The sequence below is a fragment of the Pseudomonas granadensis genome (assembly GCF_900105485.1).
Classification (GTDB): domain Bacteria; phylum Pseudomonadota; class Gammaproteobacteria; order Pseudomonadales; family Pseudomonadaceae; genus Aquipseudomonas; species Aquipseudomonas granadensis.
Map to the genome: position 1 here is coordinate 2,497,442 of NZ_LT629778.1, position 25,608 is coordinate 2,523,049.

General features: G+C 59.9%; 24 protein-coding genes. 11 read left to right on the forward strand and 13 right to left on the reverse strand.

Features of this window, described 5'->3' with window-relative positions; genetic code table 11:
• Positions 1–93: 93 nt before the first annotated feature.
• On the reverse strand, positions 94–528 hold the full coding sequence (locus tag BLU52_RS11125) for a thioredoxin family protein (RefSeq protein WP_090283229.1): 435 nt from the start codon (positions 526–528) through the stop codon (positions 94–96).
• A 246-nt stretch (positions 529–774) separates the two neighbouring features.
• On the opposite strand from BLU52_RS11125, the gene BLU52_RS11130 reads away from it, so the two are divergent.
• From BLU52_RS11130 to BLU52_RS11175, 10 genes are all read left to right on the forward strand, one after another.
• On the forward strand, positions 775–1,023 hold the full coding sequence (locus tag BLU52_RS11130) for a type II toxin-antitoxin system Phd/YefM family antitoxin (RefSeq protein ID WP_090283230.1): 249 nt from the start codon (positions 775–777) through the stop codon (positions 1,021–1,023).
• Entirely contained in the window at positions 1,013–1,294 is a 282-nt protein-coding gene (locus BLU52_RS11135) for a type II toxin-antitoxin system RelE family toxin (RefSeq protein ID WP_090283231.1), read from the forward strand. Before BLU52_RS11130 ends, BLU52_RS11135 begins: the two co-directional genes overlap by 11 nt.
• A gap of 275 nt (positions 1,295–1,569) precedes the next feature.
• The gene (locus BLU52_RS11140) at positions 1,570–2,418 is read left to right on the forward strand and encodes a transporter substrate-binding domain-containing protein (RefSeq protein ID WP_090283232.1); all 849 of its coding nucleotides are present in this window, start codon (positions 1,570–1,572) and stop codon (positions 2,416–2,418) included.
• Between the two features lie 51 nt (positions 2,419–2,469).
• Positions 2,470–3,132, forward strand: a complete 663-nt coding sequence (locus BLU52_RS11145; protein ID WP_024012746.1) for an amino acid ABC transporter permease — start codon at positions 2,470–2,472, stop codon at positions 3,130–3,132.
• Between the two features lie 9 nt (positions 3,133–3,141).
• A complete protein-coding gene (locus BLU52_RS11150; RefSeq protein ID WP_090283233.1) occupies positions 3,142–3,804 on the forward strand; it encodes an amino acid ABC transporter permease in 663 nt (220 codons plus the stop codon).
• Entirely contained in the window at positions 3,801–4,592 is a 792-nt protein-coding gene (locus tag BLU52_RS11155) for an amino acid ABC transporter ATP-binding protein (protein ID WP_090283234.1), read from the forward strand. The genes BLU52_RS11150 and BLU52_RS11155 overlap by 4 nt, the downstream gene beginning before the upstream one ends.
• Before the next feature lie 29 nt (positions 4,593–4,621).
• Positions 4,622–5,011, forward strand: coding sequence for a RidA family protein (locus BLU52_RS11160; RefSeq protein ID WP_090283235.1), 390 nt, complete (start codon positions 4,622–4,624; stop codon positions 5,009–5,011).
• A gap of 210 nt (positions 5,012–5,221) precedes the next feature.
• A complete protein-coding gene (locus BLU52_RS11165) occupies positions 5,222–5,986 on the forward strand; it encodes an IclR family transcriptional regulator (protein WP_090283236.1) in 765 nt (254 codons plus the stop codon).
• A gap of 38 nt (positions 5,987–6,024) precedes the next feature.
• Complete coding sequence (locus BLU52_RS11170; protein ID WP_090283237.1) at positions 6,025–7,239, forward strand: amino acid deaminase; 1,215 nt, start codon at positions 6,025–6,027, stop codon at positions 7,237–7,239.
• A gap of 130 nt (positions 7,240–7,369) precedes the next feature.
• The gene (locus BLU52_RS11175; protein ID WP_090283238.1) at positions 7,370–8,302 is read left to right on the forward strand and encodes a sugar kinase; all 933 of its coding nucleotides are present in this window, start codon (positions 7,370–7,372) and stop codon (positions 8,300–8,302) included.
• 113 nt (positions 8,303–8,415) lie between these two features.
• Here the strand turns inward: BLU52_RS11175 and BLU52_RS11180 are convergent, their stop codons facing one another.
• Entirely contained in the window at positions 8,416–8,691 is a 276-nt protein-coding gene (locus tag BLU52_RS11180; RefSeq protein WP_007912322.1) for a peptidylprolyl isomerase, read from the reverse strand.
• Positions 8,692–8,741: 50 nt separating this feature from the next.
• The gene (locus BLU52_RS11185; RefSeq protein ID WP_090283239.1) at positions 8,742–11,279 is read right to left on the reverse strand and encodes a PAS domain-containing hybrid sensor histidine kinase/response regulator; all 2,538 of its coding nucleotides are present in this window, start codon (positions 11,277–11,279) and stop codon (positions 8,742–8,744) included.
• Between the two features lie 114 nt (positions 11,280–11,393).
• Between BLU52_RS11185 and BLU52_RS11190 the strand changes: the two genes are divergently transcribed.
• Positions 11,394–12,503 (forward strand): PilT/PilU family type 4a pilus ATPase, encoded by a 1,110-nt coding sequence (locus BLU52_RS11190; RefSeq protein ID WP_090288510.1) that lies wholly within the window; start codon positions 11,394–11,396, stop codon positions 12,501–12,503.
• A 48-nt stretch (positions 12,504–12,551) separates the two neighbouring features.
• Here the strand turns inward: BLU52_RS11190 and BLU52_RS11195 are convergent, their stop codons facing one another.
• From BLU52_RS11195 to BLU52_RS11240, 10 genes are all read right to left on the reverse strand, one after another.
• Positions 12,552–14,507, reverse strand: a complete 1,956-nt coding sequence (locus tag BLU52_RS11195; protein ID WP_090283240.1) for an acetoacetate--CoA ligase — start codon at positions 14,505–14,507, stop codon at positions 12,552–12,554.
• 137 nt (positions 14,508–14,644) lie between these two features.
• Positions 14,645–15,418, reverse strand: a complete 774-nt coding sequence (gene hbdH / locus BLU52_RS11200) for a 3-hydroxybutyrate dehydrogenase (RefSeq protein WP_090283241.1) — start codon at positions 15,416–15,418, stop codon at positions 14,645–14,647.
• Positions 15,419–15,425: 7 nt separating this feature from the next.
• Complete coding sequence (locus BLU52_RS11205) at positions 15,426–16,817, reverse strand: GntP family permease (RefSeq protein ID WP_090283242.1); 1,392 nt, start codon at positions 16,815–16,817, stop codon at positions 15,426–15,428.
• A 286-nt stretch (positions 16,818–17,103) separates the two neighbouring features.
• A complete protein-coding gene (locus BLU52_RS11210) occupies positions 17,104–18,519 on the reverse strand; it encodes a sigma-54 interaction domain-containing protein (protein ID WP_090283243.1) in 1,416 nt (471 codons plus the stop codon).
• 168 nt (positions 18,520–18,687) lie between these two features.
• Positions 18,688–20,262: an ABC transporter ATP-binding protein gene (locus BLU52_RS11215; protein ID WP_090283244.1), complete on the reverse strand. Its 1,575-nt coding sequence runs from the start codon at positions 20,260–20,262 to the stop codon at positions 18,688–18,690.
• Positions 20,263–20,271: 9 nt separating this feature from the next.
• Positions 20,272–21,294 carry an ABC transporter permease gene (locus BLU52_RS11220; RefSeq protein ID WP_090283245.1) on the reverse strand — a complete coding sequence of 341 codons (1,023 nt, stop codon included), beginning with the start codon at positions 21,292–21,294 and terminating at the stop codon, positions 20,272–20,274.
• Positions 21,294–22,355: a microcin C ABC transporter permease YejB gene (locus tag BLU52_RS11225; RefSeq protein ID WP_090283246.1), complete on the reverse strand. Its 1,062-nt coding sequence runs from the start codon at positions 22,353–22,355 to the stop codon at positions 21,294–21,296. The genes BLU52_RS11220 and BLU52_RS11225 overlap by 1 nt, the downstream gene beginning before the upstream one ends.
• Positions 22,355–24,223, reverse strand: coding sequence for an extracellular solute-binding protein (locus BLU52_RS11230; protein WP_090283247.1), 1,869 nt, complete (start codon positions 24,221–24,223; stop codon positions 22,355–22,357). Before BLU52_RS11230 ends, BLU52_RS11225 begins: the two co-directional genes overlap by 1 nt.
• 130 nt (positions 24,224–24,353) lie before the next feature.
• A complete protein-coding gene (locus tag BLU52_RS11235) occupies positions 24,354–24,635 on the reverse strand; it encodes a peptidylprolyl isomerase (protein WP_090283248.1) in 282 nt (93 codons plus the stop codon).
• 97 nt (positions 24,636–24,732) lie between these two features.
• Positions 24,733–25,602: an esterase/lipase family protein gene (locus BLU52_RS11240; RefSeq protein ID WP_090288512.1), complete on the reverse strand. Its 870-nt coding sequence runs from the start codon at positions 25,600–25,602 to the stop codon at positions 24,733–24,735.
• Between the last annotated feature and the right edge of the window lie 6 nt (positions 25,603–25,608).

Here is a 25,608-nt window from a genome sequence, read left to right on the forward strand (position 1 = left end):
TCGCTCAAGAGCAAAGCAGCCGGATGGACAGTTGTCCAATTCCTGTCTGTGTGAGCGTTGGTCAGTGACGCCCAGCGCGAACAAGCCGCCAGCTTATCCGCGTACACGGTGGCTGGCACGGCCGACCATGCATAACGACCGCAGCGCTCGACGCAACCAGACCAGATCATGCTCGGACTTGCGCCCCAGTGCGGCAGGCGCTTTGGTCTTGCCAACGTACCGTGCGAAATCTTCTGCAAGCGTTTCTTCAGTGCCGATGCCCTTGAGCTTTTTCTGCAATTTGCCGTTGCGATAGAACAGCACCGTGGGCGTACCGGTGACCAACGGATGGCGCGGCGTCTGGCTGGTGTCGAGCATGTAAACGTTGGCACGGTGGCGGTAGGGTTCGGCTGTCTGACGAAAAACAGGACCAGCCCATTCGCACGCGGGGCAATGCTCGTTGGCAAAATACAGGATGACCGGGCGCCAGGTTTTCAGGGCTTTGCGATAAACCGGTGCCAGCGTTGCCGCAGGGGTGGATGCGCTCATTGAAGGCTCCTTTTCAACGACGGTGAGGTCTGGCGACGTTAAAGGAGGGTATGTGAGGACGTCTACTGTCAGAAATTACAGGTGCTGGCATGAAGTCTCGGATTTATCCCACGAAAAGGGTAGAGCGCACTGACATCCAAGGCAGAAATGATGAATGAAATGACGTGTTAGGCTCGATGCATCAAGTCAACCGCTTCTCGGGGTGCTATTTTTGGTACTTCTTAAAGTACGCCGAGGAGCATCTTGATGGCACATATCGTCCTCTCCAACGTTGTAGCGAGTATTTCTGAATTGAAAAAAGATCCGATGGGAACGGTAGCAGCAGGTGGGGGGCATTCGGTCGCAATCCTTAACCGAAATCAGCCAGCGTTTTATTGCATTCCTGCCAAAGAGTATGAGGCGATGATGACGCGTCTGGATGATCTGGAGCTGATTGCGCTGTGCAAGGAGCGGGAAAACGACCCAACGATCAGGGTCTCCATAGATGACTTATGAGCTGGAGTTTTCGGAAAAAGCCTGGAAGGAGTGGATGAAGCTTGGCTCAGTTGTGAAGGAGAAGTTCAAGAAAAAGCTTGCGGAAAGACTGTTGAATCCACACATTCCCTCGGCTCGTCTGACAGGCTTGGGCAATGCATACAAAATCAAACTTCAAAGCGCCGGCTATCGGCTGGTTTATAGGGTGAGCGACGAGGTGCTGATTGTCACAGTGATCGCCATCGGCAAAAGAGCCGGGGGCGATGTATATGAGGCTGCTGCTAAACGCTGATTGCAATTCTGACTCTTCGTTAGATGCACCAAATTCGCCCAACCCCACCCCATTTGGGAACCTGAAACCCGCCTGCAGTAGCGTTCGGTAGCACAACCGCTCCCTTCAGTTCGCCACCCTCAAGCAATATTGTTATTGCATCCCCTTGATTCTAAAAACCTTTAAACCCCACGCAGATTTCTGACCAAGGCTGTGGCACACTTTCTGCTGTCTATTCCGTAGTAACAAACCGTGTTCCGGTATAGCGGAATAAACACCATTCTGGAGTGCTTGCCATGCATCGCCGTCCTTCGTTGTTCAAAGCGTGTGTTTTCGTTCTTGCAGCTTCATCAACCGTGATGGGCCTGGCCCAGGCTGCCGAGAGCAAGCTCGACAGTGTGCTGGCTCGCGGCAAATTGATTGTCGGCACGGGCAGCACCAATGCGCCGTGGCACTTTCAAGGCGCGGACGGCAAGTTGCAGGGTTTCGATATCGACATCGCCAGGATGGTGGCCAAAGGTCTTTTCAACGACCCGAGCAAGGTCGAGTTTGTCGTGCAGTCGTCCGATGCACGAATCCCCAACCTGCTCACCGACAAGGTCGACATGAGCTGTCAGTTCATCACCGTCACTGCCAGCCGCGCGCAGCAAGTGGCGTTCACCCTGCCGTATTACCGCGAAGGGGTTGGTCTGTTGTTGCCGAACAACAGCAAGTACAAGGAAATCGAAGACCTGCAAGCGGCGGGCGACGACGTTACCGTTGCTGTGCTGCAAAACGTCTACGCCGAGGAACTGGTGCATCAGGCATTGCCCAAGGCCAAGGTCGATCAGTACGACAGCGTCGATCTGATGTATCAGGCAGTGAACTCCGGTCGCGCCGACGCGGCTGCCACCGACCAGTCTTCGGTCAAATACCTGACGGTGCAGAACCCTGGCCGCTATCGCAGCCCGGCTTACGCCTGGAGCCCGCAGACCTACGCCTGCGCCGTCAAACGCGGCGATCAGGACTGGTTGAACTTCGTCAATACCGCTTTGCATGAAGCCATGACCGGGGTTGAATTCCCGACCTACGCCGCGTCGTTCAAGCAGTGGTTCGGTGTAGATCTGCCGTCGCCGGCCATCGGTTTCCCTGTCGAATTCAAATGATCCCGTGAGAGCGGGGCGATCGCCATCGCCTCGCTCAAGGTACTGCTGACCATGAACTATCAGTTGAACTTTGCCGCCGTGTGGCGCGATTTCGACACCTTGCTGGCGGGGCTCGGTCTGGGCTTGCAACTGGCGCTGGTGTCCATCGCCATCGGCTGCGTGATCGGCCTGCTGATGGCGTTTGCCTTGCTGTCGAAGCATCGCGCCTTGCGGGTGCTGGCCTCGGTGTACGTCACGGTGGTACGCAATACGCCGATTCTGGTGTTGATCCTGTTGATCTACTTTGCCTTGCCGAGCCTCGGCATCCGGCTGGACAAGATTCCATCGTTCATCATCACGCTGTCGCTGTATGCCGGCGCGTATCTGACCGAAGTCTTCCGCGGTGGCTTGCTGAGTATTCCCAAAGGCCAGCGCGAAGCCGGGCTGGCGATCGGGCTGGGCGAGTGGCAGGTCAAGGCCTACGTCACCGTGCCGGTGATGCTGCGCAACGTCTTGCCGGCGCTGTCGAACAACTTCATTTCGCTGTTCAAGGACACTTCGCTGGCGGCTGCGATTGCGGTGCCGGAGCTGACTTATTACGCACGCAAGATCAACGTCGAAAGCTACCGGGTGATCGAAACCTGGCTGGTGACCACGGCGTTGTATGTCGCGGCCTGTTACCTCATTGCCATGCTGCTGCGGTACCTGGAGCAGCGTCTGGCGATCCGCCGATAGGAGCTTGCGATGTACGAATCACCTAATTGGTTGCATGAATTGTGGGTTGCCCGAGAGCCGCTTTTCCAAGGTTTTCTGACCAGTGTGCAAGTGTCGGCGCTGGCGATTGTGCTCGGCACCTTGCTCGGCGTTGTCGCCGGATTGGTGCTGACTTACGGGCGCTTGTGGATGCGTGCGCCATTTCGTTTTTACGTCGATCTGATTCGCGGCACACCTGTGTTTGTATTGGTATTGGCTTGCTTCTACATGGCGCCGGCGCTGGGTTGGCAGATCAGTGCCTTTCAGGCCGGCGCCTTGGGTCTGACGCTGTTTTGCGGCTCGCACGTCGCCGAGATTGTCCGCGGCGCGCTGCAAGCGTTGCCACGCGGGCAGATGGAAGCGGGCAAAGCCATCGGTCTGACGTTTTACCAATCCCTCGGTTACGTGCTGTTGCCTCAGGCATTGCGGCAGATTTTGCCAACCTGGGTCAACTCGTCCACGGAAATCGTCAAGGCTTCAACCTTGCTCTCGGTGATCGGCGTGGCTGAATTGCTGCTCAGCACGCAGCAGGTCATCGCCCGGAACTTCATGACCCTGGAGTTTTATCTGTTCGCCGGTTTTCTGTTCTTCGTCATCAACTTCGGCATCGAATTACTCGGCCGGCACATTGAAAAGCGGGTGGCCCTGCCATGACTCAAGCTCAAGTTTCCCCACAGAATCAGGCGCTGCTGGACATTCGCGGCCTGCACAAACAGTACGGCGCGGTCGAAGTGCTCAAAGGTGTCGACCTGAGCATGCAGCGCGGCAACGTGGTAACGCTGATCGGTTCCAGTGGTTCGGGCAAGACCACGTTGCTGCGCTGCGTGAACATGCTCGAGGAATTTCAGGGTGGGCAGATTCTGCTCGACGGTGAATCCATCGGCTATGACGAGGTCAACGGCAAGCGCGTACGTCACGCGGAAAAAGTCATCGCCCGGCATCGCGCGATGACCGGCATGGCGTTCCAGCAATTCAATCTGTTCCCGCATCTGACCGCATTGCAGAACGTCACCCTGGGCTTGCTCAAGGTGAAAAAGATGCACAAAGACGAAGCCGTGGTGCTCGCCGAGAAATGGCTGGAGCGCGTCGGCCTGCTGGAGCGGCGCAATCACTTTCCCGGCCAGTTGTCCGGCGGTCAGCAACAGCGCGTGGCGATTGCCCGGGCGATTGCGATGAACCCCAGCCTGATGCTGTTCGACGAAGTCACCTCGGCGCTCGACCCGGAGCTGGTCGGCGAAGTGCTCAACGTGATCAAGGGCCTGGCCGAGGACGGCATGACCATGTTGCTGGTGACCCACGAGATGCGGTTTGCCTTCGAGGTGTCGGACAAGATTGTTTTCATGAATCAGGGGCGAATCGAAGAGCAGGGGCCTCCCAAGGAACTGTTCGAGCGCCCGCAATCACCGCGTCTGGCCGAGTTTCTGAAAAACACGCGGTTCTAATTTTTGTTTGGTAATCAGGAGAAACACCCATGAGCATTACTCGTTATGGCACCGGCAGCACTGCCGCCGGCGGACAGCCACGTCCCTTCGCGCGCGCAGTCGAAGCGGATGGCTGGCTGCACGTCTCCGGACAGGTGCCAGCGGTGGAGGGCGAGATCATTGTTGGTGGCATCGTCGAACAGACTCACCAGACCATGAAAAACCTGATCGCGATTCTTGAAGAGGCGGGTTATGGCCTGGAGGATGTGGTGCGGGTCGGTGTGTGGCTGGACGATCCGCGCGATTTCAGCAGCTTCAACAAGGTCTTCGGCGAATATTTCAAACCCGAACACGCCCCGGCGCGGGCTTGTGTGCAGGCGAGCATGATGGTCGATTGCAAGGTTGAGATTGATTGCATCGCGTACAGGAAGAAGGCCTGAGTGATGGCTTCCCCTCACCCTAGCCCTCTCCCGGAGGGAGAGGGGACTGATCGCTGTCGATGCAGGTTTTGTCGGCTCACCACAACATGTGCATCGATACGATCAGGCTCCCTCTCCCTCCGGGAGAGGGCGGGGGGGAGGGCAGCAATACCGCTGACACGACACCAAGGGCCAGTTACCATCCGGCGACTTTGAATGGGAACCACTGATATGACCGAAGACACCATCAAGCGCCGGGCTCGCGGTCTGGACCGGGCGTTCGATATCCTCGATTTCCTCAAGGAAATCGGCCAGCCGCTGCGCCCGAACGACATTGCCAACGGCATCGGCAGCCCGAAATCAACGGTCTACGAGCTGGTTGCCTCGTTACTCGAACGGCGCATCCTGGAACCGGTGGGCAAGGACGGTCATGTCTATCTCGGCCGCCAGCTGTATTTCCTCGGCCAGGCGCACCTGCGCCATTTCGACCTCAGCCGCGAGGCCGATCACGCCTTGCAGGAAATCGTCCGCCAGACCCGCGAAACCGCGCAGATGTGCCTGCTCAACGGGCGCAAATACACGGTGGCGCTGATGAAGGAAGGCGAGCGGCATTTCCGTATTTCCTCCGACATCGGCGAGAACGCGCCGATCCCGTGGACAGCCTCGGGGCGTCTGCTGCTGGCGCACCTGAGCGACCAGCAGATCATCGATCTGATCGACGAAGACGACTACATCCTGCCCGACGGCGAACGTCTGCCGCTAGAGCGCTTTCTGGCGGAGATCCGTCAGGCCGGCATCGACGGTTTCTTCTCCTTCGACAGTGTCGCCGACACCTTCACCCATTGCTTCGCCGCGCCGGTCAAAAACCCGCAAGGCGTAGCGATTTGTACCTTGTGCATCGTCGCGCCACGGGCCGACGCGAAAACCCATTACGACGACTATCGCCGGGTACTGATCGAGAGCGCCAACAGTCTCGCCCGGCGCATCAACGAATAAACGCGGCTGCCTGCGGCCGTGACAATGAGGAGTTCGACATGACGACTGCCAACAATCGTGCTGTGCAAAAGGGCGACGCGGCCATCGGCGCGCAGCTGGTGCGCGACGTCAGCCTGCCCGCGCTGGTGCTGCACCGCCAGGCACTGGAGCACAACATTCGCTGGATGCAGAAGTTCGTCAGCGACAGCGGCGCCGAACTGGCGCCCCACGGCAAGACCAGCATGACCCCGGCGCTGTTCAAGCGACAGCTCGATGCCGGTGCGTGGGGCATCACCCTCGCCAGCGCGACCCAGACCCGCGCCGCCTATGCCCATGGCGTGCGCCGGGTGCTGATGGCCAACCAACTGGTCGGTACACCGAACATGGCGCTGATCGCCGACTTGCTCGCCGATCCGGCGTTTGAATTCCACTGCATGGTCGATCACCCGGATAACGTCGCTGACCTTGGCGCGTACTTTGCCTCGCGCGGGCTCAAGCTCAACGTGATGATCGAGTACGGCGTCGTCGGCGGACGCTGCGGTTGCCGCAGCGAGCAGGAAGTCATCGAACTGGCCAAGGCGATCAACGCGCAACCGGCGCTGGCCCTGACCGGTATCGAAGGTTACGAAGGGGTGATCCATGGCGACCACGCCGTCAGCGGCATCCGCGAGTTCGCCGCCTCGTTGGTACGCCTGGCCGTACAGTTGCAGGACAGCGGCGGTTTTGCCGTTGCCAGGCCGATCATCACTGCGTCCGGCTCGGCGTGGTACGACTTGATTGCCGAATCGTTCGAGACGCAAAACGCTGCTGGGCGCTTTCTCAGCGTGCTGCGCCCGGGCAGTTACGTCGCTCACGATCACGGCATCTACAAGGACGCGCAGTGCTGCGTCCTCGACCGGCGCAGCGATCTGCACGAAGGCTTGCGCCCGGCACTGGAAGTCTGGGCGCACGTGCAGTCATTGCCGGAACCGGGTTTTGCGGTGATCGCACTGGGCAAGCGTGATGTGGCCTTCGACGCCGGATTGCCAGTGCCATTGCTGCGCTACAAGGCCGGTGCCGTGCCCGCCTCAGGCGATGACGTGACTGGCTGCAAAGTGACCGCGGTGATGGATCAGCACGCCTTCATGACGGTGGCGCCGGGTGTTGAATTGCGCGTGGGCGATATCGTTTCCTTTGGCACGTCGCATCCGTGCCTGACGTTCGACAAGTGGCGGGTGGGGTTGCTGGTGGATGAGCAGTTGACGGTGATCGAGAGCATGGAGACCTGTTTCTAAGCCTTCAGACCGAGTCGCAGCCAATCGCGAGCAGGCTCACTCCTACATTTGAAATGCATTCCAATTGTAGGAGTGAGCCTGCTCGCGATGACGGCGGCACAAACACCGCCGAATCATCAGAGACACCACCATGAACACCTTAAGTCCTCTGGGCCCAAACACCCCGCGCATCGCCCTGATCGGCGAATGCATGATCGAACTGCAGCAGCGCGCTGATGGCAGCCTGCTGCAAAGCTTCGGCGGCGATACCCTGAATACCGCGGTGTACCTGTCCCGCGCCATGGGCAGTCAGGCACAAGTCGACTACGTCACCGCATTGGGCGACGACAGTTTCAGCGATGCCATGTGCCGGATCTGGGCCGGCGAAGGCATCGGCCTCGATCTGGTCCAGCGCCTGCCTGGCCGTTTGCCCGGTTTGTATTGCATTCAGACCGACGCCAACGGTGAGCGACGTTTCCTTTATTGGCGCAACGAAGCCGCGGTCCGCGAGTGCTTCACCACACCGGCCGCCGAACCGGTGCTGGCGGCGTTGCCCGATTATGACGTGCTGTATTTCAGCGGTATTACGCTCGCTGTACTCGGCGCAAAGGGCCGGGAGAGGCTGATCGAAACCTTGATCAATGCGCGGCAAAACGATGCGCGCATCGTCTTCGACAACAACTATCGGCCGCGGCTATGGGCTTCTGTCGAAGAGGCGCGAGCGGCGTATCGCAGTATTTTGCCTTACGTTGATCTGGCGTTATTGACGGTGGATGACGAGCAGGCGCTGTTCGGCTTCCCGGACTGCGCTGAAGTGTTTGCCGCGTACGCACAGATCGGCACGCCGGAAGTGGTGCTCAAGCGTGGGGCGGAAGCTTGTCTGATTCGCTGTGACGGTGAGGCGTTCGAAGTGCCGGCGCAGAAGGTCGAAAAAGTGGTGGATACCACGGCGGCGGGGGACTCGTTCAGTGCGGCGTATCTGGCCAGTCGTTTGTCCGGTGGCAGTCCTGCGGAAGCGGCGCAGGCGGGGCATCTGCTGGCGAGTCGGGTGATTCAGGTGCCGGGGGCGTTGATTCCCAAATAGTCGTTGAATGGCCGCTTGCTGCGCAATTGATCGCCAGCAGGCTCGCTCCAGGTGGAATGCGTTGCAAATTGCAGGAGTGAGCCTGCTCGCGATGGGGCCGGGAAGCCAACCCGCTAATCCCGGTAAAACACCTGCACCAGGTGATAACCAAACTTGCTCTTGATCGGCCCATGCACGGTGCGCAGTGGTTTTTTGAAGATCACCGCATCAATTGCACCGACCATCTGCCCCGGGCGCACTTCGCCCAGATCGCCGCCGCGTTTGCCGGACGGGCAGGTGGAAAATTTCTTCGCCAGCACATCGAACGCCTCACCCTTGGCGATGCGTTGTTTGAGCTGTTCGGCCTCTTCGGCGGTTTTCACCAGAATGTGGCGGGCTTGGGCTTTCATCGGGCGGTCCTGATAACGGGGTGACGGCGGGGCGCGGATTATGCCTCAAGTCACAGGGTTTGGCTGGTCATCGTGCGGATCTTGCTGGCCAGCAACTCGACTGCGAACGGTTTGGCGACCATGTCCATGCCGTCTTCCAGAAAGCCTTGGCGCTCGGCGGCTTTCTGTGCATAACCGGTCATGAACAGCACCTTCAGGCCCGGCCGATGCTGTCGGGCAATCTCCGCCAATTGCCGACCGTTCATGCCCGGCAGGCCGACGTCGGTGACCAGCAGGTCCACGCGCCGGCTAGACTCAAGCAGAGGCAGGGCGGTCTTCGCGTCGACGGCTTCGTAGGTCTGATAACCCAATTCCCGGAGCAGATCGAGCACCAGCATGCGCACTGCCGGATCGTCTTCGACCACCATCACGGTTTCACCGGTGGCGATGGTCGGCGTTTGTTCAACGGCCGGTTGCGTGGCGTTTTGTGCCTCGACGCCATGCAAGCGCGGCAGATACAAACGCACCGACGTCCCCTGGCCCGGCAAACTGTCGAGGCTGACATGCCCGCCCGATTGCTGGGCAAAACCATAAATCATCGACAAACCGAGTCCGGTGCCCTGGCCGATCGGCTTGGTGGTGAAAAACGGATCGAAGGCTTTCGAGCGTACCGAGGGCGTCATGCCGGTACCGTTATCGCTGACTGCGAGCATTAGATAATCGCCAGCCTTGACCGGTTCCAGCGTGGTGATGTCACTGCCGTCGAGATAGACGTTGGCAGTTTCGATCAGCAACTGGCCGCCATCGGGCATCGCATCGCGGGCGTTGATCACCAGATTGAGCAGGGCGTTTTCCAGTTGGCTGACGTCAGTGCTGACCGGCCACACATCGTTGGCCAGTTGCAGTTTGAGTTCGATCGGATCGCCCTTGGTCCGGCGGATCAGATCCTCCAGCGATAGCACCAGCACATTGACGTCGAGGGTTTTGCGGTCGAGCGACTGGCGCCGCGAGAACGCCAGCAAGCGGTGAGTCAGTGCCGCCGCGCGATTGGCCGAAGACACCGCCGCTTCGGTGAAACGCCCGATCTCGTCGGCGCGGCCGTTGGCGATGTAGCGCTGCATCAGGTCGAGACTGCCGATGATCCCGGTGAGCATGTTGTTGAAGTCGTGGGCGATGCCGCCGGTGAGCTGACCGACAGCTTCCATTTTCTGCGCATGGCGCAACGCATCTTCAGCACGCTCGCGTTCGAACATTTCGCTCTGCAAGCGCTGATTGGCCTGGGCCAGTTGCTCGGTGCGGGCACTGACGCGTTCTTCAAGGGTTTCGTTGAGATTGCGCAGAGCCTCTTCGGTTTTCTTGCGCTCGGTTTCGTCGATCACAAAGATATAGAAACCGTTGACCGCGCCGTCGGCGCCATACCGCGGCAGATAATTCATCAACGCGTGGCGGCTGCTGCCATCGCGGTGCGGGGTGTACAGGCTGAAGGAACACGGCCGGCCGGCCAGCGCTTCGGCAATGTACGGCAGGCGCAGGAAATACGCCTCCTCACCAATCACCTCGCGGATCGTTCTCCCGTACAGCTCCTGTGGCGTGAGGCCGTACCAGTCCAGATAAGCCGCGTTGTTCAAGCGGAAGCGTTCTTCGCGATCGACGTAGCTGATCAGGATCGGCATGGCGTTGATGATCAGTTGCAGCTCGGTCTGACTCTGCCGCAATGCCTGTTCGGTGTGCTTGCGCTCGGTCAGGTCCAGCGCGGCGCCGAGGAACCGCGTCGGCCGGCCATGGTGATCCTTGTAGCAGCGCCCGCGCGCAAACACCCAGCGTACCTCGCCGTCAGGCTGCAGCAGGCGATATTCCTCGGCGTATTCGGTGCCGTGGGTGATGCAGTGTTTGATGCTGCGCGTAACCATGGCGCGATCTTCGGGGTGCACGCCTTGCAGGTACTCGCTGATCGGCAATTGCCGGGCCTGCGCGGGATCGACCCCGTGCAGCTGAGCGAAATGCGCGTCGGCGATGAAGCGGTCTTCGCCGATATTCCAGTCCCAGGTGCCCACCGCGTCGGTCGCCGCCAAGGCCAGTTGCAGGCGCTCTTCGGTTTCACGTTGTGCTTGCAGGCTCTCTTCGGAGCGGCGCTGCAATTCCAGCGCAACGCGTCGGCGTTCATTGGTTTCGATGGCGGTGACGAGAATCCCGGCGACTTGCGCAGATTCGTCGCGAATCGGGCTATAGGTCAGATCAAGCCAGAAGTCGCTGTCCTTGCCGTCACGCTGCAAGGTGAAGCGCCGTTCGCTGTAGGTGCGCACCTGGCCCTGCAGGACGGCGGAGTAAATCGGGTCGGTGAAGTCGCGAAGCTCCGGCCAGACCTCATGGGTCGGCTGACCGAACGCCTGCGGATGCTTCTGCCCGGCGAGCAGGGCGAACCCGTTGTTGTAGATCTGCGTCAGTTGCGGTCCCCACAGCAAGAGCATGGGCATGGGCGAGTGAATGACGATGTCCACCGCGGTGCGCAGGCTCTGCGGCCAGCCATCGGCAGCGCCCAGCGGGCCGCGACTCCAGTCGGTACGGCTGAGCAGTGCCTGGGCGTCATCGGGAATCGGTACAGCGTTCATTACATCGGTCCTGAGCGTAGTTCGGTGAGACGGCGTCTATCATTGTTGCAAACAGGCGTGCGTCAGGTGCAGGCCAATTTCTGTTCATTGAATGCTTCGCGGGTGATTTTTGCCATGGAAATCGATGCACTGTTATCAATTTTGTCCAATAAAAACGGCTCAGACCTGTTTCTTTCTACAGGCGCACCGCCCAGCGCGCGGATCGACGGCGTGCTCGTCGCGTTGGGCGAACAGCCGTTCAAACTCGGCGAAACCGCCGCGATCGCCGCCTCACTGATGGACGCCGAGCAGCAACGGGAGTTCGACCGGGATCTTGAAATGAACCTGGCAATTTCCCGAACGGGCATCGGCCGCTTTCGGGTGAACATTTTCAAGCAGCGCAACGACGTGTCGATCGTCATTCGTAACGTCAAACTCGATATACCGAGGTTCGCCGACCTGAAATTGCCGCCAGTGCTGCTCGACACCATCATGCTCAAGCACGGGCTGATTCTGTTCGTCGGGGCGACCAACTCGGGTAAATCGACCTCTCTGGCCGCACTCATCGATCATCGCAACCGCCATAGTACCGGGCACATTGTCACCATCGAAGACCCGATCGAGTACATCCATCGGCATCAGCGCTCGATCGTCAACCAGCGTGAGGTCGGCGTCGATACTCGCAGTTTTCACGCGGCATTGAAAAATACCCTGCGCCAAGCCCCGGATGTGGTGCTGATCGGGGAAATCCGCGACCGCGAAACCATGGAGCATGCCTTGGCGTTTGCCGACACCGGGCATCTGGTGTTGTCGACGTTGCATGCCACCAATGCCAATCAGGCGCTGGACCGGATCATTAACCTGTTCCCCGAAGAGCGGCGACCGCAGCTGTTGCACGCACTCGGCAATAATTTGCGCGCCTTTGTTTCGCAGCGCTTGGTACGCGGCGTCGATGGGCAGCGCCGGGCAGCGGTCGAGGTGCTGTTGGGGACGCCGACTATCGCTGATCTGGTTCGGCGCGGGCAGTTGGAGGAGCTCAAGCCGATGATGGAAAAGTCCGCCGAGCTGGGCATGCAGACCTTCGACGCGGCACTGTTTGCGCTGGTGATGGAAGGCGCAATCAGTGCAGACGAAGCGCTGAAAAATGCAGATTCGGCGAACAATCTGAAGCTGCGCTTGAAGCTGGCGGATGAACCCGTCAATAACGCGGGCTCAGTTTCGGGAGAGTGGGGCTTGATGGATTGACCAACAGGCTGGCACCCGCGTTTTGGTGTGCGGCTGCCAGCGCAAGGTTCAGAAATCCAGTTCCGGCCGACCCCGAAACTGGGCAAGCGCCTCGGGATTGGCCAGCGCATCGGTATTCTTCACCGGCCGCCCATGCACCATTTCGCGCACCGCCAGTTCGACGATCTTGCCGCTGATGGTGCGCGGAATATCGGTCACCGCAACGATCTTCGCCGGTACATGCCTTGGTGTGGTATTGGCGCGGATCACCTGGCGGATGCGCTGTTCGAGCGCGTCATCCAGTTGCAGTCCTTCGCGCAATCGCACGAACAACACGACCCTTACGTCATCCTGCCACTGCTGGCCGATGGCGACGCTGTCCAGTACGTCGCTGAGCTTCTCGACCTGACGGTAGATCTCCGCCGTGCCGATGCGCACGCCGCCGGGGTTCAGCACAGCATCCGAACGCCCGTGTATCAACATCGCGCCGTGTGGCAATTGTTCGGCGTAATCGCCCTGTGCCCAAACTCCGGGAAACAGGCTGAAATACGACTGGCGCAGTTTCGTGCCGTCCGGGTCATTCCATAAACCGGTCGGCATGGCCGGAAAATGCCGGGTGCAGACCAGTTCGCCTTTCTCGCCGATCACCGCCTGGCCGGCGTCGCTCCACACCTCGACCGCCATGCCCAGGCTCTTGCCCATGATTTCACCACGCCGTACCGCTGACAGCGGATTGCCATTGACGAAGCAAGAGACGATATCGGTGCCGCCGGACATCGACGCCAGACACACATCGCTTTTAACGTCGCGGTAAACATAGTCATAGCTCTGCGGCGACAGCGCCGAGCCGGTGCACAGCAGGGTTTTCAGGCTGCCCAGATCATGGCTGTCGCGAGGGCGGGCACCGCTGTTTTCCAGGGTGGCCAGATACTTCGGGCTGGTGCCGAACACGCTGATGCGCTCATCGTCGATCAAGTCGAGCAAACGCTGGTGGTCCGGGTAAAACGGTGAGCCATCGTAGAGCACCACCGCGCTGCCGACCGCAAGCGCCGAGACCAGCCAGTTCCACATCATCCAGCCGCACGTTGTGTAGTAGAACAGCCGGTCGCCGGGGCCGAGATCGCAATGCAGGCCGTGCTCCTTGACGTGCTGCAGCAGCACGCCGCCGGTGCTGTGGACGATGCACTTCGGTACGCCGGTGGTGCCGCTGGAATACAGCACGTACAGCGGATGGTTGAATGGCACCGGGACGAAATGCGCTTCGCCGCCGGCTGCGTAGAAGTCATCCCACAAACTCACTTCAGCCTGTGTCCGGTACATTTCGGCGTGTGCTTGCGGCTGGGCGAACGGGACGATGATCAACTGTTTGAGCGTCGGCAGCTGTTCGAGGATGCCGTTGATCTTGTCTGTCTGGTCGAGGATCTTGCCGGCATAGCGATAGCCCGCGCAGGTCAGCAGCGCTTTCGGCTCGATCTGGCCGAAGCGATCGATGACCCCGTGGGTACCGAAGTCGGGCGATGAGCACGACCAGATCGCCCCGAGGCTGGTGGTCGCGAGCATCGCCACCAGCGTCTGCCAGGTGTTGGGCATACACGCCGCGACACGATCACCGAGGCCCACCCCGGCCGCCTGCAGGCTCGCTTGAAAACCGGCGACGTGCTCGGCCAGTTCGGCCCAGGTCAATTGCTCGCGCTGGCCGTTCTCCTCCACGCTGATCACCGCCACGGCGTCGTCGCGGCGGCGCAGCAGGTGTTCGGCGAAGTTCAGGGTCGCGCCGGGAAACCACTCGGCATTGGGCATCTGCGCGCCTTCGTGCAGTACCGCGTCGGGCTGGGTGTGAAAGCGAATATCGAAAAAATCGACAAGCGCCTGCCAGAAATCCGCACGCTGCTCGATGCTCCATTGGTGCAGGGCAGGGTAGTCGCCGATGTTCAGATCGTGGCGTTGATTGATGGCACGGCGAAACGCATCCATGCGTGATTGGGCGATACGATTGGCGTCGGGTTGCCAGAGGATGTCGGACATTGCTTGCCTCTTTTTATCGAATTCAAATAAGCAGCCTGGCTTGTTGACCCTGTGGGAGTGAACTTGCTCGCGAAAGCGCTGCGTCAGTCAAAAACTCTCTAACTGACACTCCGTATTCGCGAGCAAGCTCGCTCAGGTTATTGCGCGAGCCAGCCGCCATCGATATTCCACGCCGCACCACGCACCTGACTGCCAGCCTCGCTGCACAGAAACAACACCAGTTCGCCCAGATGCTGTGGCGTAACGAATTCCAGCGACGGTTGTTTCTCGGCCAGCAGATCATGTTGCGCCTGCTGCGGATCGACACCCTTGGCGGCACGATCGTCGATCTGCTTCTGCACCAGCGGCGTCAGCACCCAGCCGGGGCAGATGGCGTTGCAGGTGACGTTGCTGGTCGCGGTTTCCAGGCCGACCACTTTGGTCAGGCCGATCACACCGTGCTTGGCGGCCACGTAAGCGGCTTTGCCGGTCGAACCGACCTGGCCGTGCACCGAGGCGATATTGATGATCCGTCCCCAGTTTTTGCGGCGCATGCCCGGCAGGCTCAGGCGGGTGCTGTGGAACACCGAGGACAGGTTGATGGCAATGATCGAATCCCAGCGCTCGACCGGAAACTCTTCCACCGCCGCGACATGCTGGATGCCGGCGTTATTGACCAGAATATCCACACCACCAAACTCGCGCTCGGCGTAGGCGATCATCTCGGCAATCTGCGCGGGGTCACTGACGTCCGCCGGATGGTGGCCGACCTTGCCACCAAACTGGCCGACTTCGGCAATCACTGCCGACGCATCGCCAAAACCGTTGAGAATCAGATTGGCCCCAGCCTTGGCCAGGCTCAGCGCGATGCCCAGACCGATGCCGCTGGTGGAGCCGGTCACCAGTGCGGTCTTGCCGGAAAGAGTCGTCATGAATACCTCACACAATGCCAGTGGCGTAGAAAGTGCCGATCACTACGAAAACCGCCAGGGTCTTGATCAGCGTAATACAGAAAATGTCTTTATAGGCTTCGCGGTGGGTCAGTCCGGTCACCGCCAGCAGAGTGATCACCGCGCCGTTGTGCGGAAGGGTGTCCATGCCGCCGCTGGCCATGGCGGCTACGCGGTGCAGCACTTCCAGCGGAATGTTTGCAGCGTTGGCTGCGCTGATGAACTGCTCGGACATCGCCGCCAGGGCAATGCTCATGCCGCCCGATGCCGAGCCGGTAATGCCGGCCAAAAGGGTTACGGTGATGGCTTCGTTGACCAGTGGATTTGGAATTTGCTTGAGCCAGTCCGCCAGTACCAGAAAGCCCGGCAACGAGGCGATCACTGCGCCAAAACCGTATTCGGACGCGGTGTTCATCGCCGCCAGCAGTGCGCCGCTGACCGCACTCTTGCTGCCTTCGGCGAGCTTGCTGCGAATCGCCTGAAAGCCAAATGCCAACACCATCAGAATGCCGACCAGCAACGCCGCCTGCACCGCCCAGATTGCGGTGAGCTTGGCAATTTCGGTGGTGACCGGCGTGGCCATGCCCGGCAGCGCTAGGCTGTGGGTCTTGCCGTACCACTGCGGAATCCACTGGGTGAACAGGAGGTTCATGATGCCCACCGCCAGTAGCGGCGACAGTGCAATCCACGGGTTGGGCAGCTTCAGGTCTTCGGCGGTTTCCGGCTCGTTGCGCAGCTCGGTGCCGTAGCCCTCACCCGTGCGCTGCGCCTTGTTGCGCTGACGCTGCAGGAACAGCATGCCGGCGCAGAACACGAAAATCGTGCCGATCACACCCAGCCACGGCGCGGCCCATGCGGTGGTATTGAAGAACGTGCTGGGAATGATGTTCTGAATCTGCGGGGTGCCGGGCAGGGCGTCCATGGTGAAGGAAAACGCGCCAAGGGCGATGGTCGCCGGGATCAGCCGTTTGGGGATGTTGCTCTGGCGGAACATCTCGGCAGCAAACGGATACACCGCAAACACCACCACGAACAACGATACGCCGCCGTAGGTGAGCAACGCGCAAACCAGCACGATCACCAGCATGGCCTGGCGAGTGCCGAGCAGGCGAATCGCTGCTGCCACGATCGACCGGGAGAAACCCGACAGCTCGATCAATTTGCCGAACACGGCGCCGAGCAGGAACACCGGAAAATACAGCTTGATGAAGCCGACCATTTTTTCCATGAACACCCCGGTGAAGGCAGGTGCGACAGCGGAAGGATCGGTGAGCAGGACCGCGCCGAGCGCGGCAATCGGGGCGAAGAGGATAACGCTGTAGCCACGGTAGGCGGCCAGCATCAGCAACGCGAGGGCTGCTAAGGCAATGATCACACTCATGGTGTGTCTCTCCAGAATTGTTATTTTTGTGGGTGGAACGGGTGTGGAGATGTGTTAGCGAGATTTGTGCCAATTGGCTAAATACTTGAAAAATAAAGAATTTATTGACGAGCGTTGGACAAGGTAAAGCAGTTTGTCTCTGATTTGAGATTTTCGGTGGCTGGTCTGGCCCTATCGCGAGCAGGCTCACTCCTACAGGGTGACGGTGTGCGCAGATCCTGTAGGAGTGAGCCTGCTCGCGATAAGTGCGAAGCACTTCAATCTATAAAACAGGACATGAGTCTCGCTATTGAGACTCGGCAATCCCCAGCGCGACCATTTTCTTGTACAGCGTCGACCGCCCAAGCCCCAGCCGAGCGGCCGCTTCCGGCACCTTGCCCGCGCTTTGCGCCAGTGCGGCCTGTATCAATTGCCGGTCGAAGCGTTGCCGCGCCTGCGCGTAGGTTTCTTCCGTCGCCGTTTCGGGCACGTGCGCGGACGTACGTTCAACCGGTGTCAACGTGCCAATCGCCGCGCGCAGATCCTGCTCGGTCAGAATCAAGTCATCACTGAGTAGCGCCGCACGCTCCAGCACATTACGCAACTCGCGAATGTTCCCCGGCCAGGCGTGTTGGCCGAGCAACGTCAGCGCATCGCGGTGCAGCTCGTGCTGGCTGCGCAGTTCCTCAAGAATCGCTTCGCTGAGTGCCGGCAAATCATCGAGGCGTTCGCGCAGAGGCGGCACCTGGATCGGCAGCACATTCAGGCGATAGTACAAATCGGCGCGGAATTCGCCGCGCTTGATTGCCGCTTGCAGATCAGTCGAGGTCGCGGCAATGACCCGCACATCACTCTGAATCACCTCGTTGGAGCCGACCGGTTCGAACTCTTTTTCCTGCAACACGCGCAGCAACTTGCTTTGCAGCGGCAGCGGCATGTCGCCGATCTCGTCGAGAAACAGCGTGCCGCCCTGAGCGATCTGCAACTTGCCGGTACGCCCCTTGCGATCAGCACCGGTGAACGCGCCGGGGGCTGTACCGAAAAATTCAGCTTCGAGCAGCGCTTCGGGGATCGCCGCGCTGTTGATGCTGACAAAGGCTTTGTGCGCGCGGGGCGATGCGCTGTGGATCGCTTGAGCGAGCAGTTCCTTGCCGGTGCCGGTTTCGCCGAGCAGCAAGACCGGCGAGTCGGCACTGGCACTGCGCCGGGCGCGGCGTTTGACTTCGAGGCTGGCGGCGCTGGTGCCGATGAAGTGGGCAAAGTTGTATTTGGTCTGGCGGGCGCGCAGCAGCGAGCGCGTCGAGGCCAGTTCTTCCTGCATGCTCAGGTAGCGCTTGAGCATGGGCGACAACGTGCGCAACTCATCGAACAGGGCAAAACCGATCGCGCCGATCACCGTGCCGGCATCGTCATGGATCGGCAGGCGCATCACCACCAACGGCTCTTTTGGCGTGTCTTGCATGTCGAGCAGAATCGGCCGCCCGGTGCGTACCACTTCACGCAGCAGGCTGCTGGGGATCACGCTTTCGCAGGCCTTGCCGATTGCGCTGGCAGCCGATTCAAGGCCGAAGCGCCGGGCATAGCGCTCGTTCATCCAGACGATGTTGGCGTCCCGATCAACAATGACCGTGCCTTCGCTCGACTGCTCGATGATCTCGAACAGCGAGCGGATCGCCAGCGTGCGAACGCGTTGGTAGTCCTTGAGGCTTTCGGTGGTGTTCATCTGTTGAATGATCCTGATGGTATGTTGCCTGGGCCGGCCCCTTCGCGAGCAGGCTCGCTCCCACAGTGAAACCGGTCGTCACCCAATGCGTGAGCAGCCGCGAACCTTGTGGGAGCGAGCCTGCTCGCGAATGCCGCGACGCGGTATCGCGTCGCACATCGATTATGCCTACCCCGGATGCGCCGCCGCCAACAGCTCCTTGGTATATGGATGCTGCGGCGCATCGAATACCTCATGGCTGGCACCACGCTCCACGACTTTACCGTCCTTGATCACAATCATGTCATGGGCCAGCGCGCGAACGACGGCCAGGTCATGGCTGATGAACAGGTACGTCAGACCGTGCTTTTCCTGCAACTGGCGGAGCAGGGCGACCACTTGTTTCTGCACTGTGCGATCCAGCGCCGACGTCGGCTCGTCGAGCAGAATCAGCGCCGGTTTCAATACCAGTGCCCGGGCGATGGCAATGCGCTGGCGCTGACCACCGGAAAACTCGTGGGGATAGCGATGACGACTTTCCGGGTCGAGGCCGACCTCTTTGAGCACGCGGATCACTTGCTCATCGCACTCATCGGCGCTCGACTCACAATGCACTTCGAGGCCTTCGCTGATGATTTGCGCGACTGACATGCGCGGGCTGAGGCTGCCGAACGGGTCCTGAAACACCACTTGCATTTGCCGCCGCCACGGGCGCATCTGTTTCTGATTGAGACCGTCGAGTGCCTCGCCCTGAAAGCGGATGCTGCCTTCGGAGTCGAGCAGGCGCAGGATCGCCTGACCCAGCGTCGACTTGCCTGAACCCGATTCGCCGACGATGCCCAGCGTCTTGCCACGCTGAATGTTCAGGCTGATGCCATCCACCGCGCGCAAATACTGCTTGCGCTGAAACAGCCCGCCACCGACGGCGAACTCGACCTTCAGATCATCGACTTCCAGCACGTTCTCACGCTCGTCTCGTGGCAACGCTTCGCCCTCGGGTTCGGCGTTGAGCAGCACGCAGCTGTAAGGGTGCTTCGGCTCGGTGAACAAGGTTTCGCAGGGCGCCTGCTCGACGACTTCGCCGGCCTTCATTACGCAGACACGTTGGGCGATGCTGCGCACCAGGTTGAGGTCATGGCTGATCAGCAGCAGGGACATGCCGAGGCGTTGCTGCAGGGATTTGAGTAGCAGCAGAATCTTGCGCTGCACCGTGACGTCGAGTGCAGTTGTGGGTTCATCGGCGATCAGCAATTCCGGCTCGCATGCCAGCGCCATGGCGATCATCACCCGTTGCCGCTGGCCGCCCGACAGCTGATGAGGATAAGCCTTCAAGCGCTCCTTTGGTTTCTGGATACCGACCAGTCCGAGCAATTCGAGAATGCGTTGCTGCGCTGCTTTGCCGCCGAGGCCGCGATGCAACAGAAGCGTCTCGCCAATCTGTTTCTCGATGGTGTGCAGCGGATTGAGCGAGGTCATCGGCTCCTGAAAAATCATGGCGATGCGGTTGCCGCGCAACTCGCGCAAGACTTTCGGATCCGCCCCGAGCAGCTCCTGGCCACGATAGCGAATGCTGCCGCGGGTGTGCGCCTCGGATTCAGGCAATAACTGCAGGATCGAGTGCGCAGTGACCGACTTTCCGGAGCCGGATTCGCCGACCAGCGCCAGGCATTCGCCCGGGAGGATATCCAGGCACAAATCACGCACCACGGTCTGGCCATGGAACGCGACATTGAGGTTACGGATTTCAATCAGATTGTCAGTCATGGGCACGCTTCAGGACCTTGGATCGAATGCGTCACGCAACGCTTCGCCGATGAATACCAATAAAGACAGAATCAGCGCCAGCGTGAAGAACGCCGTCAGACCGAGCCAGGGGGCTTGCAGGTTCTGTTTGCCCTGGCCGATCAACTCGCCCAGCGAGGCACTGCCGGCGGGCATGCCGAAGCCGAGGAAGTCCAGCGCGGTCAGGGTCGAGATCGCTCCGGTGAGAATGAACGGCAGGTAACTCAAAGTCGCGTTCATTGCGTTGGGCAGAATGTGCCGGAAAATCACCTTGCGGTCGCTGAGCCCCAAGGCACGGGCCGCTTTGACGTATTCCAGATTGCGCCCGCGCAGGAACTCGGCGCGCACCACGTCCACCAGCGCCAGCCATGAAAACAGCGCCATGATCCCCAGCAACCACCAGAAATTCGGCTCGACGAAACCGGACAGAATGATCAGCAGGTACAACACCGGCAACCCCGACCAGACTTCCAGCAGCCGTTGCCCAAGCAAGTCGACCCAGCCGCCGTAGTAGCCTTGCAATGCGCCGGCGGCGATGCCGATCAACGCGCTGACAAAGGTCAGCATCAAGGCAAACAGGATCGACACCCGCGCGCCAAAAATCACCCGCGCCAGCACATCCCGCGACTGATCGTCAGTCCCCAGCCAATTCACCGATGTAGGCGGGCTGGGCGCTGGTTTATTCAGGTCATAGTTCGGCGTGTCGTCACTGAACGGAATCGGCGGAAACAGCAGCCAGCCGCCGTCCTTGCGAATCAGGTTCTGCACATAGTCGCTGCGATAATCGGCCTGGAATGGCAGTTGCCCGCCGAACTCCTGTTCGGTGTGGCGCTTGAACACCGGGAAATACCACTGGCCCTGATAGCTGACCATCAACGGCTTGTCGTTGGCGATCAATTCGCCGCCGAGTGTCAGCATGAACAGGCCGATGAACAGCCATAGCGACCACCAGCCGCGACGGTTTTTCTTGAACCGCTCGAAACGGCGACGACCCAACGGCGAGAGCTTGAACATCAGGCGTTCCTCGCGGCGAAGTCGATACGCGGGTCGACCAGGGTGTAGCACAGGTCGCCGATGAGTTTTATCAGCAGGCCGAACAAGGTGAAGATGAACAACGAACCGAACACCACCGGATAATCCCGCGAAACCGCCGCTTCGTAGCTCATGCGCCCGAGGCCATCGAGCGAAAAAATCACTTCGATCAGTAGGGAGCCGGCGAAGAACACACTGATAAAGGCCTGAGGAATCCCCGAGACCACCAACAGCATGGCGTTGCGGAACACGTGGCCATACAGCACACGGCGTTCACTCAAGCCTTTGGCGCGCGCGGTCACCACATATTGGCGGGTAATTTCATTGAGAAACGAGTTTTTCGTCAGAATCGTCAGCGTCGCGAATCCGCCGATCACCAGCGCTGTCACTGGCAGCACCAGGTGCCAGAAATAGTCGGCGATCTTGCCCAGGGCCGACAGCGATTCGAAATTGTCCGAGACCAGCCCGCGCACCGGAAACCAGTTCAGCGAAGTGCCGCCGGCGAACACCACAATAAGGAACATGGCAAACAAGAACGCCGGCATCGCATAACCGATGATGATCGCGGTGCTGCTCCAGACATCGAAATGACTACCATGGTGAACGGCCTTGCGAATACCCAGTGGAATCGACACCAGGTAGGTAATCAATGTCGCCCATAAGCCGAGCGAAATGGTCACCGGCATCTTTTCCAAAATCAGATCAGTGACCGTGGCGCCACGGAAGAAGCTCTTGCCGAAGTCCAGCTGTGCATAATTTTTCAGCATCAGCCACAGGCGCTCGTGGGCCGGTTTGTCGAAGCCGTATTGTTTCTCGATGTCCTTGATCAGTTGCGGATCGAGGCCACGGCTGGCGCGCGAGGCACCGCTGGCAGTCTCGCTGGCACCGGCGCCGACGCTCGCACCACCGATCCCTTGCAGATGAGCGATGGCCTGTTCCACTGGGCCGCCGGGAGCGGCCTGAATGATCACGAAATTGACCAGCAGAATGATCACCAGCGTCGGGATGATCAGCAGCAGACGCCGCAGTATGTAACCCCACATCAGTGCGGCCCTCCGGGTCTGCCGCGGGCGATTTTCTCGGCGGTCATCTGTTGGTTGGTCAGCGGCGTACGGCTGATTTCCCACCAGCTCTCGATCGCTTCGTCATTGCTGGCCTGAATCGTCGGTATGCCGAAACGGTTCCACCACACGGTCGAAGTGCCGGGCGGATAGTAGTTGGGGATCCAGTAATAGTTCCATTGCAGCACCCGGTCCAGCGCATGTGCATAGCGCAGCATGTCGGCCTGGGTCGATGCGCGAATCAGGCCGTTGATCAAGGTATCCACCGCCGGGTTCTTCAACACCATGTAGTTGTTGGCGCCAGGGTCGTTGGCCGATGCCGAGCCGAAATAGTTCAGCAACTCGCCGCCCGGGGATGTGGTGACCGGGTAGCCGGTCACGATCATGTCGTAGTCGCGACTCATCAGCCGATTGACGTATTGCGACGAATCGATGCGGCGGATGTTGAGCTCGATGCCGATCTGTTTCAGGGTACGTTTGTACGGCAGCAGCAGGCGATCCATACCGTTCTGGCTGACCAGAAAAGTGAAGCTCAGTGGCTCGCCCTGGGCGTTGACCAATTGATCGCCATCGGGTTTCCAGCCAGCCTCTTCGAGCAGTGCGAGGGCTTGCAGTTGCTTGTCGCGGATCACGCCGCTGCCATCGGTTTTCGGCGCTTCGAACACTTTACTGAACACCTCGTCGGGGATTTGCCCACGCAAGGGTTCGAGGATCTTCAGTTCTTGCGCATCGGGCAACTCGGTGGCGGCCAGCGACGTATTGGAGAAGTAGCTTTGCTGGCGAATATACAGACTGCGCATCATCTGCCGGTTGCTCCACTCGAAGTCCCAGAGCATCGCCAATGCCTGGCGCACACGCCGGTCGGCGAACATCGGCTTTTGCAGGTTGAACACGAATCCCTGGGCCGATTGCGGCGCTTCGGTCGCCAAATGAGCTTTTTGCAGACGGCCGTCGCTCAGTGCGGGGCTGTCATAGCCGATCGAATAGCCGGTCGCCGAGAATTCGCGGTTGTAGTCGTAGGCGCCACCGCGCAGCACTTGGCGAGCGACATCGGTGTCGCCGAAGTATTCGATGCTGAAGTGATCGAAGTTGTACAGGCCGCGACTGACCGGCAGGTCCTTGCCCCACCAGTCGGGGTTGCGCTCAAAGGTGATGCTGCGCCCCGAATCGACCCTACCGACTCGATAGGGGCCGCTGCCCAGCGGGGCTTCATAACCGCCACCGCCGGCGAAATCGCGGGTTTTCCACCAGTGTTCAGGGAACACCGGAAGCGTCGCTATATCGAGGGGCAGGGTGCGGTTTTCGTTGCTCTTGAAATCGAAACGCACGGTCAGCGGCGCCTCAACTTCGACACCTTTGACGTCGGCGAACTGGGTGCGATAGCGCAGGCTGCCCTGGGTCATCAAAAGGTCATAGGTGTAGCGCACGTCTTCGGCGGTGATCGCTTTGCCGTCGGCGAAGCGGGCCTTGGGATTGATGAAAAAGCGCAGTGACAGGCCATCGTCCGAACGCTCCATCTTTTGCGCAACCAGGCCATACACGGTGTAAGGCTCGTCCAGCGAGCGCTGGGCCAGCGGCGAATACAACAACCCATCGATCTGCGTGACACCGATGCCTTTGTCTATATAAGGAAGGACATGGTCGAAGTGGCCGATCTCGATGGCCGAACGGCGCATCGTGCCGCCCTTGGGCGCCTGCAGGTTGGTGTAGTCGAAATGGCTGAAGCCAGCGGGGTATTTGGCAGGCTCGCCATAAACGGTCAGGGCATGTTGCGGTGCGGCGTTCGCGCTTGCGCCAGCCGTCAGCAGGGCGAGGGCGGCAAGCATCAATGTGGGGAAAACCAGTCGCATTGTCAGCCTTGGGACTTGAATCGATAAGCGCAAGTTGTACGCGAGAGGCGCGTCGCTCGCCAGCCGTATGTGTAACTGAAACACAACGGCCCACCAGAAGGCGGGCCGTTGCGGGCAGTCGGACGACGAATCAGTCCTGACGGCTGGTGACTTCGAGCAGGTGATAGCCGAACTGGGTCTTCACCGGGCCTTGCACGACATTGATTGGCGCGCTGAACACGACGGTGTCGAATTCCTTGACCATCTGACCAGGACCGAAGGAGCCCAGGTCACCGCCCTGACGGCTCGATGGGCAGCTGGAGTTGGCCTTGGCCACTTCAGCGAAATCGGCGCCGGCTTCGATCTGGGCCTTGAGTTCGTTGCACTTGTTTTCGTCGGAAACCAGGATGTGGCGGGCAGTGGCTTTAGCCATGGGGAATTTCTCCAATGTATTTCAGTAAAGAGTGGAGCCTACCGGATTCAGTGAGCGATTTCCCGGCAAAGTTCCGTTGCTCTGTCCGTGGCGCAAATCAGAGATCGGCTGCACGCAGGCGCTCGGCGTGTTCGACGTACAGTTCGATCGGATCAGGCAGCCTCGTCACCGTGCCGTAAGCGCGGCGCAGACTGCCCAGATGGTCCAGCGGATAGTCCGAGCGAATCACCTGGCCCAAGTGAGAACTGAAGCGCCCGACAAACCCATCGTTTTGCTCCGTCTCGGTCGTGAAGTATTGCGAAAGCGCCTGGCAGATACGATGCATGGGATCAAGCAGTGAGGCGGGCGCAGTCGCAATGACGCCACTCCATGAATAATAGCGCACGCCATCGACGTGGTCCGGCCCATGCCCGCCCCAGGTCCTGGGTAGCCCTTGCGGATACTTGTCGTTGAAATCGCCGACGCCTTCGGTTGTCAGTGCATTGAGCGCGGCCATTGCGTTCTGCGGTAACGCCGAATTGCCACTGAGCAATGAAAGGAAGTTGGCAAACAACGTCGCGACGTTCTGCGCCACCGCTTCCGGCAAACGGCCCGGGACCAGTGCCTTGCGCAAGAAGTCGGCCAGTTCCGAACCATGATTCGGGCCACTGACTGACGTCACCGAAGCAACGGTGTGTGGTGCAAGCGCTGCAGCGTAGCGGGCTGCCAATGCACCTTGGCTGTGGCCGATAAGGTTGACTTTCTCGGCACCTGTGCCAATCAGTACGCGATGAATCTGTGCAAGCAGTTGTTCACCCCTTGTTTCGTTTTTGTGAGTGGCGGAAATATGTGGGACGAACACACGGCTGCCGGCTGTTTTCAAAGCGTCGCGTGCGTCATGGAACAGCTCGAAGTGGCCGATGCGCTCGAATCCGAACAGACCATGTACCAGCAGGATGGGATAGCGAGTTGAAGCATTCCGTTGCATGTTCTG